An 8,523-nucleotide genomic window follows, 5' to 3' on the forward strand; every position below is an offset into this window, starting at 1 on the left:
CACGGAGGCCGCTGCCGGGTGGCGGACGCCCATGGAAGTGGTCCACTCGACCGTGACCTCGGCGGGAGCGAGGCCCGTGGCGGCCGCGTCGAGGGCCGGTTCCCCGCTGAGGAGCAGCCCGCGCAGCAGCCAGCGCTCGGCCTCGGGGAGCAGGTCGTGCCAGGCGCGGGCGGCCTCCTCCGCCGCGCTCGCCAGCCGCTCGTGCTCGGAGCGCAGGATGCGGAGCTTCTGTTCCAGGAGGTCGGCGCCCCGCTCTGCGACGTCGAGACTGTGCCGCAGTCGCAGCCGCCCCGCACGGCCGGGGGGTGTACGCCTGCCGCCGGTCACGGGGACGCCTCCGTGGCCGGGAGGTCCTTCGCGCCATGGGCGTCGAGGAGGCGGGCGGGAAGCATGGCGAGCTGACCGCGGGGCAGCGTGAGCAGGGCCCGCCAGGCGCGTTCCAGCGCGTCGTCGAGGTCGCGCCGCTCGTCGCTCCGCTGGTGCGCGAAGTCCCGCAGGAACGCCTCGTCGAAGTCCAGGTAGCGGCGGTCCGTAGCGCTGAGCGCCGCCTCGCCCACGAGGTCCGCGAGGTCGCGGACCTGCCGGGCGCGGGCCAGGGCGGCCATCAGCTGGGCCGCGACGTCGAGGTGGTCCTCGCGGGTACGGCCCGGGCCGGCGCCCTTGCGCATCAGCCGGGACAGGGAGGAGAGCGCGTCCAGGGGCGGGTACACCCCCCGCGCGTGCACCGAGGGGGAGAGCACGATCTGGCCCTCGGTGATGTACCCGGTCAGGTCGGGCACGGGATGGGTGATGTCACCCGCGGGCATGGTGAGCACGGGCAGCACGGTGACCGAGCCGGGCCGGTCCCGGACGCGGCCGCAGCGCTCGTACAGGGAGGCCAGGTCGCTGTAGAGATAGCCGGGGTAGGCCCGGCGGGCGGGGATCTCCCCGCGGGCGGCGGAGACCTCGCGCAGGGCCTCGGCGTACGTCGTCATGTCGGTCATAACCACCAGGACGTGCCTTCCTTGCGCGAAGGCGAGGTGCTCGGCGACGGTGAGCGCGATCCGCGGGGTGAGGATCCGCTCGATCACCGGGTCGTCGGCGGTGTTCAGCAGCAGGACCAGCTCGCCTGCCGCGGACCGTTCCTCCAGGGCGTCCCGTACGAAGGAGGCGTCGGCATGGGTGAGCCCCATGCCGGCGAACACGACACTGAACGCCTCGCCCGCGGCGGTGGCCTGCGCGGCGATCTGGGCCGCCAGCTCCAGGTGCGGCAGCCCGGCCACCGAGAACACCGGCAGCTTCTGCCCCCGTACGAGGGTGGTCAGGGCGTCGACGGCCCCGACCCCGGTGAGTACCGGCTCGGACGGCGGCTCACGCCGCACCGGGTTGAGCGGCGCGCCGCCCACCTCGGCGGTGTCGTCGCCGAGGACGGGTGGGCCGCCGTCGAGGGGCTCGCCCCTGCCGTTGCAGACCCGGCCGAGCCAGTCCGGGCCGACCGGGACGCGCAGCGGGCTGCCGGTGAAGGCCGCGCGGACACCCTCCGGGTCGATGCCGGCGGTTCCCTCCAGCACCTGCACGACCGCCAGCCCGCGATCGGCGTCCAGGACCACGCCGTGGCGCCGTTCGCCCGAGGCGAGGGTGATCAGCGCGTACTCGTCCCAGCCGACCCCCTCGACGCCCTCGACGACCGCGAGCGGCCCCCGCAGCTCACGCACCTTCGTGTACTCGATGCCGCCGGACCCGCTCACGAGCGCACCTCGTCCAGCCGGGCGAGCATGGCGTCCCGCCGTGCCGCCACCCCGTCCGTGTCGTGCGGGCCGGTGTCCTCCCGGGCGCGCAGCAGGGGACCGAAGTCGACCTCCTCGACCGAGGACGCGGGAACCCCGGAGTCGACCAGCGCGCGGCAGCGGTCGGCGACCGCCAGCACGGCGTCCGCGAGTGCGGCGGTCTTCTCCGGCCCGCAGTAGGCGTCCCGCTCCGACAGCGCGCTCTGCTGGAGCACCCCCTCCCTGACCAGGGTTCCCGCGAGCACGCCGACACGTTCCCGTGCGGGCAGGGCGGCGATGCCGATCAGGTCCACCAGGTCGGCCAGCCGGTCGGCCTCCGCCAGCACCGCCCCCACCCGCTCGCGGCGCCGGCCCCATCCCGGATCACCGGCCGCCCGGTTCCCGGCGGCCAGGACCGGGACGTCGCGGGAGAAGGACCCGGCCCAGGCCACGGCGGGGTAGTGACGGGCGTACGCGAGATCGCGGTCGAGGGTCCACAGGCAGCGCACGAAGCGCTCGGTGTGCGCGGTCACCGGTTCGGTCAGGTCCCCGCCGGGCGGCGACACCGCCCCGATCACCGTCACCGAACCGCGGTCCCCGCCCAGGGTGGTCACGGCGGCGGCCCGCTCGTAGAAGGCCGCGATCGCCGAGGCCAGTCCGGCCGGGTAGCCCTCCTCGGCGGGCAGCGCGCCGGTACGGGAGGCGAACTCGCGCAGCGCCTCGGCCCACCGGGAGGTGGAGTCGGCGATGACCACCACGTCCAGGCCCATGTCGCGGAAGTACTCGGCGACCGTGACCCCCGTGTACACGCTCGCCTCACGGGCCATCATCGGCATGTTGGAGGTGTTGGCGATCGTCACCGTGCGGTCCGCCAGCCGCCCGCCCGTACGCGGATCCCGGAGTTCCGCCAGCTCGGTGATGACGTCAGCCATCTCGTTGCCGCGCTCCCCGCAGCCGACGTAGACGATGACGTCCGCGTCGCACCACTTGGCGATCTGCTGGAGCAGCATGGTCTTGCCCGTACCGAACCCGCCCGGCACCGCCACCGTGCTGCCCCGTGCCACGGGGAAGAGGAGGTCGATCACCCGCTGACCGGTGTTCAGCGCCTCGTGGCTGTCGACGCGCTCACGCACCGGGCGCGGCCGGCGCACCGGCCACCAGGCGCCGACGGTCACCTCGCTGCCGCCCACGACCGCCGCCACCGCGTCCTCCGTCAGCCGTCCGGCAGCGGAGATCCGCTCCACGACGCCCCCGCAGCCGGGCGGCACCAGCACCTTCACCCCGACCGGTCCGGCGTCGAGGATCTCCCCGAGGGCCTGCCCTTCGGAGACCTCCACGCCCTGTGCCACCAAGGGAGAGAAAGTCCAGGCGTGAGCTTCGCCCGTGACCTGCCGGGCGCCGGGCAGCAGCCAGTCGCCGGCCCCCGACAGCGGGCGCAAGAGTCCGTCGAAGATCCCGCCGAGCAGCTCGGGACCGAGCCGCACCGACAGGGGCCGTCCCTGCGGTGTCGCCGTCTGTCCCGGAGCGAGCCCGCCGGTGTACTCGTACGCCTGTACGGTGACCACGTCGCCGCTGATCGCCACGACCTCCCCGGGCAGGCCGACCGGGCCGATGGAGACAAGGTCGAACATCGCGGTGCCGCCCGTGTACTCCAACTCGACCAGCGGCCCGGTGACGCGCAGGATCCGGCAGACGGCCGGCCGGTGCGGCCCGGTGGACTCGGTCACGGCTCCCACAGGCGCCGCACCTCCCCTCCCATACGGTCCAGCGCCTGGTGTGCCAGCGCGGGCAGCGACAGATCGACGCGCCGTCCCGGGGTATGGGCGACCACACCCCCGTGGGGGTCTTCGGTCACCTGGGCACCGGGGCCGAGGAGGACACGGGCCCGCCGCTCCAGCCGCTCCCGCAGGCCCGGATAGTCGGGTGTGCCGCGCCATTCCTCGACCCGTTCGGCGCTCTCCCGGCGCAGCGTGCCGTACGCCTTCCGGCGAGCGGCGAGCGTGCGGGACCTGGCCTCCCGGCGGGCCCTGACGAGGCGGTCACGGGCCGCCGCCGCGCCGTCCGCCTCGCCCTGCCGCCGGGCCTCGTCGAGCATTGCGCGGGCCTCGGCGTGGGCCCGGTCCAGCAGGGCGGCCGCCTCCCGCTCGGCGCGGGCCAGGACCGCCTCCGCGTCGGCGTGGGCGGCTCGCAGCAGCGCCGCACGCACCGGGTCGAGCGCCGCCGTCGCGGGGGCGGGGGCCGGGGGCGTCATGACGGCATCACAGCGGTCAGCGGGCGGCTGCCCAGGGGCTCGCCCGTCTCCGACAGCGCCTCGGCCGCGGCCGGGGTGAGGATCACCAGGTCCACGTCGCCGGGCAGGGTCCGCCAGCACCGGCGTACGGCCTCGGGGGCGTCCGCGACCAGGACGACCGCACCGGCGAGGGCCAGACCGGCCACCCGGGACCGCTCCCCGAGTGCGGCGACGCGTCCCACGGTCACGCCTTCCCGATCAGGATGACCGCGACGACCAGCCCGTAGATGGCGATGCCCTCGGCCAGACCGACGATGACCATGGCCCGGCCGAAGAGTTCGGGCCGTTCGCTGAGCGCGGCCAGGGCGGCCGCACCGGTGTAGGCGACGGCCACGCCCGCCCCGATCGTCGCCCCTGCCACCGCGATCGCCGCGCCGATCAGGGCCGCGGAGCCCGACCCGGAGTCCTGGGCCGCGGTGGTGGCGGCCTCTGCGGAGCCGCCGCCGAGCGCCAGGGTCAGCACCACGGTGGCGGCCACCAGGAGCACGGCGTCGGCGGCGACCGTCCACCACAGGGCCCTGCGGCCGGAGCGCCGCAGCGCAAGCCGTACGGCGACGAATCCCGCCAGAACGAGGGGCAGGGCCAAGAACCACGTGATCACGACTGCTCCTTCCTGACCGGGCCGGGTCCGGAGCTCACCCCGGCCGGATCCGGCCCCGGAACGTGCTCGACGGGCAACCGCCAGGGCCTGAACGGGCGCCCCTCTCCCTCGAAGAGCCGGGAGAACAGCTCGTAGAACTCCAGACGCAGCGCCTGAACACCGGCCACGAGTGCCTCCAGCGCGAACGTCAGCGCGTTGCCCACGACGAACACCAGCACGCCGGCGACGACCCCGACCGGGCCCCGGCCCGCGAGAGCCGTCGTACCGTCCCAGACGATCGCGCCGAGTGCGGCGTGGGTCAGCCCGAAGGCCGCGAGCCGCGCGAAGGACACCACGTTGGAGCCGATCCTGACCACCGCGTCGAACAGCTGGATCCCGGTCTGCACGGCGCCGCTCGGACCCCCCGCCGTGGCCGTGTAGAGCCCGGTGCCGGCCAGGACCAGACCCGACACCGCGATCACGGCCCCCACCGCCACGAACGCCTCCTGGCCGAGCCACGCGGCGCCCGCGACGGCGGCCAGGCCGAGAAAGAGCGCCGCTCCCGCCACGCCGGTCGTCGCGTACAGGGCGGCGGCCGGTCCGCCCTCCCGCCACCGGTTCACGATCCCCACGGCGTAGGCGGCGGCCAGAAGCACCGCCCCGAGCCCGACGGCGGCGGCCAGCAGCCGCATCGGCTCCTCCAGCGGCTCCAGCCACAGCACGGGCAACACCCCGGTCGGGCCGAAGAACTCGCCGTACGCCACCCCCGCGAGCGTCGCGGCCAGCCCGGCCCCGGCGACGAACGGCCACAGCGGGCGCAGGGCCGCCGCCCGGCGCGGCCGGCCCGCGCGCAGCAGGAGGGCGAGGGCGACCAGCAGCAGCCCGTGTCCGGCATCACCGAACATCAGGCCGAACATCACCACGTAGACGAACCCCGCCGGGAGCGTCGGGTCGACGTCGGCGTAGGGCACGGTTCCGTAGGTGCTGACCAGCGGCGTGAACGAGCGGCGCACGGGCATGCCCGGGGGCGCGGGGCGGGCACCGGTCAGCAGCGTCGGCGGATCCACGCCACGCGGCGCCCGCAACGGCACCAGGGCTCCTCCGACACCGGCGACGCGCGCGGCGGTCGCGCCGACCTCCGACTGCGGGCACCACCCGGCCAGTGCGGCGACCTCACCGTGCCGGACGGCGCTGCCGAGGCGTTCCTCCAGCTGTGCCTCACCCGCCAGCAGGTCCGTCCTGCCCTCGCGTTCCAGCGCGTCCAGATCGGGCGGAACTGCACTGAGAACCGGCCGCGTGGGCTCTGCGCGCAACCGCTGCAGACGCGTCGCCGCAGGCCCGCGGGTCTGCGGACCGCCGTCTCCGGCCGGCTCGATCTCGACGCAGCCCGCCTCCGCGATCCGTACCAGGCTCTCCCGCAGCGCCCGCTCGGGGGCCACGAGGGCCACCCTGCGCATCCGGACCGGGACCGCCGCCTCAGCCCGCACCATCAGGCACCTCCACCGCCTGCCAGTCGCCCGGGCCGCCGCCCCGGGCGGCCAGTTCCAGCGCGCCGCGCGTCCGCCACGCGTCCGCCGACAGCAGGGCCACGGCCCCCACGACCGGCCCCGGCCCGAACGAGGAGCGGCGCAGCAGCTCCCGGCCGTCCCGCTCGACCACGTCCCACCACCGTGCCTCCGCCCGCCACAGATCGGCCGCCTCGTCCACGCCCTCCAGCAGACCGCGCGTGTCGGCGGGCAGCGCCTGCCGGAACTCGGCGTACGAGCCCGCGCCCACCGCTCGCGGGCCGAGCAGGCGCGCGGCCCGCCGCACGGAGACGTCCGGCATCCGGCGCCCGACGACGAACACCTCGCGGCCGAACAGCAGAGCCAGCCGCGCCGTCGCCCAGCGAGCCGCGTCCGGAACGGCCGTCGCCAGGCGTACGGCGGCGGAGACCCGCATGCCGGTGGCGACCGCGGCGGGGGAGTCGCCCCCGGGGTCGCCCCAGTCGGAGGCCGCCAGCGCGGTGCGCAGCTCCGCCGGCGTGCGGGTACGGGCGAGCCGGGTCCAGGCGATGGCCAGTGCGCCGAGGCGGTAGGGCGGGGTACGGGGGCGTTCCGCATCGGCCGCGATCTCGCTCAGGTGGCGTTCGGTGTTGGAGATCTCGAACCCCGCGGCCAGAGCCCGGATCGCCTGAGCGCCCGCGGCGGGCTGCCAGCCGGCGAGGACCCGCAGATGCCACAGCAGCGCAGCGGAGACCGTCCGCTGGGCCTCGGCCGGTGTCGCTCCGGGGCTGATGTCGTGCCGGTACGGGGTGGCCGCCAGATAGCGCAGAGCGTCGTCGAGGGTCCGGGACGCCGCCAGCTCCCCGATGCCCTCGGGGCCCAGGCACCTGGTGCGCAACGCCCGTGCCCGGGTCACTCCGGCCACCCAGCCGGCGCCCATCAGGAACCCGCCCGCGGTGCCGGGGGCGGGTTCGGCTCCGCCATGATGTCCGCCCGCACCAGTGCAAGGGCCCGCGCGGTCAGCTTCGGTGTCCGGCTCCTGGCCCGGTCGCGTACCGCGGTCGCCTCACGCTCCGCCTCGGCGAGCAGTTCCGCGGCCGCGCCCTCGGCGGCTCGCCGGGACCGTTCGGCGGCCGCCGCCCGCGTCCGGCGGGCTTCCTCACGTGCCTCGGCGACGATCGTCTCCGCCAGGGCCCCGGCCTCGTGCAGTCGGGCCGCGGCGGCGGAGTCGGCGCGCTCACGCACGCTGCGGGCCTCCGCCTCCGTCTGTTCCAGCAGGGCCAGGGGCGGGGCGAGTTCCGCGTGCAGTTCGGCGGAGCGGTCCGCGGGGACGCCGCCGGGTGCCGCCCGGCCGGGTGATGCCACCGGTCGGAACCGTGTCAGAAAGTCCCGGAATCCCGTCACGAACTCACCTCAGAGCGACCAGACCAGTCCCCGCTTCCAGTGTCCTTGGTAGGCCATGGCGTGTCGCGCCGCGCTGGGCCGACCGTCCCATGAGTGGGGCCGTTCGTCCCGGAGGCCGCGCCCGGTCATCGATGCGACACTGACTCCGTAGCTGGACGGCATCCCCGGGAGGCAGCCGTGAGCGACTTCGAGCACCGCTCCGCCGAGAAGGAAGCCCGCCACACCATGCCGGGCCGCCCCTGGACACCCGACGAGGGGCCGCGCCAGGACGCGTTGCGCCGCTACCTCGCGGCGGTCGCCGGCGCCGCGTCGGTACGGGGCACCGAAGCGCCCGAACCCACCGTCGGGAAGGCGAAGTCCGAGCCTGCCGCCCCGACTTCCCGGACACCGTCCGTGCCCCGCGTGCGGGACGTCATGCACGTGCCCGCGGTCTCCGTCCCCGGCGACATGCCCTTCCTCGACGTGGCGCACACGCTCGCCCGTGAGCAGCTGAACGCCGTACCGGTGGTCGACGCCGAGGACCATGTGATCGGTGTCGTATCGGAGTCGGACCTGCTGGCCAAGGCCGCCGTCATGGCGGAACCGCACCGGCACGGCCGCGTCGGCAGACTGTGGCAGCGCCGCCTCTACGACAAGAGCCACGGGGAGACGGCGGCCACGCTGATGACCTTCCCCCCGGTCACCGTCCACCCGGCCGAGCGCGTGTCGGACGCGGCGTGGACGGCTGCCCACGGGCGGTTGAAGCGGCTTCCCGTGACCGACCGTCAGGGCCGCCTCGTCGGCGTGGTCAGCCGACAGGACCTGCTGCGCGCCCTGATCCGCGACGACACCGAGATCCAGGCGGAGGTCGAGTCCCTGGTCCGGCAGCAGCTCGTGGACCCGCGTGCCGTCGAAGTGACCGTGAAGCACGGCGTGGTGACGTTGAAGGGACGGCTGGAGAAGGACGTCGTCCCCGAACTTGTGACGCAGGTACGGGACATCGACGACGTGGTCGAGGTCGTCGACGCCATCGTGCTGCTG

General features: G+C 75.4%; 10 protein-coding genes. 1 reads left to right on the forward strand and 9 read right to left on the reverse strand.

The annotated features are described in order from the left end of the window. From EHS43_RS29650 to EHS43_RS29690, 9 genes are all read right to left on the reverse strand, one after another. On the reverse strand, window positions 1–327 hold a 327-nt coding region (locus EHS43_RS29650), incomplete at its 3' end, for a V-type ATP synthase subunit D (RefSeq protein ID WP_312023448.1). Next, a complete protein-coding gene (locus tag EHS43_RS29655; RefSeq protein WP_125193798.1) occupies window positions 324–1,727 on the reverse strand; it encodes a V-type ATP synthase subunit B in 1,404 nt (467 codons plus the stop codon). The genes EHS43_RS29655 and EHS43_RS29650, both read right to left, overlap by 4 nt. Further along, entirely contained in the window at window positions 1,724–3,472 is a 1,749-nt protein-coding gene (locus EHS43_RS29660; protein ID WP_260470771.1) for a V-type ATP synthase subunit A, read from the reverse strand. The genes EHS43_RS29655 and EHS43_RS29660 overlap by 4 nt, the downstream gene beginning before the upstream one ends. Next, window positions 3,469–3,996: a hypothetical protein gene (locus EHS43_RS29665; RefSeq protein ID WP_185806467.1), complete on the reverse strand. Its 528-nt coding sequence runs from the start codon at window positions 3,994–3,996 to the stop codon at window positions 3,469–3,471. Before EHS43_RS29665 ends, EHS43_RS29660 begins: the two co-directional genes overlap by 4 nt. Next, window positions 3,993–4,223 carry a hypothetical protein gene (locus EHS43_RS29670; RefSeq protein ID WP_125193801.1) on the reverse strand — a complete coding sequence of 77 codons (231 nt, stop codon included), beginning with the start codon at window positions 4,221–4,223 and terminating at the stop codon, window positions 3,993–3,995. Before EHS43_RS29670 ends, EHS43_RS29665 begins: the two co-directional genes overlap by 4 nt. Continuing rightward, complete coding sequence (locus EHS43_RS29675; protein ID WP_125193802.1) at window positions 4,220–4,636, reverse strand: ATP synthase subunit C; 417 nt, start codon at window positions 4,634–4,636, stop codon at window positions 4,220–4,222. Before EHS43_RS29675 ends, EHS43_RS29670 begins: the two co-directional genes overlap by 4 nt. Further along, window positions 4,633–6,105: a V-type ATPase 116kDa subunit family protein gene (locus EHS43_RS29680; protein ID WP_221740771.1), complete on the reverse strand. Its 1,473-nt coding sequence runs from the start codon at window positions 6,103–6,105 to the stop codon at window positions 4,633–4,635. The genes EHS43_RS29675 and EHS43_RS29680 overlap by 4 nt, the downstream gene beginning before the upstream one ends. Continuing rightward, window positions 6,092–7,015 (reverse strand): V-type ATPase subunit, encoded by a 924-nt coding sequence (locus EHS43_RS29685; protein WP_260470772.1) that lies wholly within the window; start codon window positions 7,013–7,015, stop codon window positions 6,092–6,094. The genes EHS43_RS29680 and EHS43_RS29685 overlap by 14 nt, the downstream gene beginning before the upstream one ends. Window positions 7,016–7,038: 23 nt before the next feature. Beyond that, a complete protein-coding gene (locus EHS43_RS29690; RefSeq protein WP_125193804.1) occupies window positions 7,039–7,464 on the reverse strand; it encodes a hypothetical protein in 426 nt (141 codons plus the stop codon). Between the two features lie 216 nt (window positions 7,465–7,680). Between EHS43_RS29690 and EHS43_RS29695 the strand changes: the two genes are divergently transcribed. Continuing rightward, the coding region (locus EHS43_RS29695; protein WP_125193805.1) for a CBS domain-containing protein at window positions 7,681–8,523 on the forward strand (843 nt) is incomplete at its 3' end.

The sequence above is a fragment of the Streptomyces sp. RP5T genome, from assembly GCF_003933965.1.
In the GTDB taxonomy this organism is placed as follows: Bacteria; Actinomycetota; Actinomycetes; order Streptomycetales; family Streptomycetaceae; genus Streptomyces.

Excerpts from the sequence above, each read along its gene's own strand:
- EHS43_RS29665 (WP_185806467.1), bottom strand. The coding sequence starts at position 3,996 with ATGACGCCCCCGGCCCCCGCCCCCGCGACGGCGGCGCTCGACCCGGTG.
- EHS43_RS29680 (WP_221740771.1), bottom strand. The coding sequence starts at position 6,105 with ATGGTGCGGGCTGAGGCGGCGGTCCCGGTCCGGATGCGCAGGGTGGCC.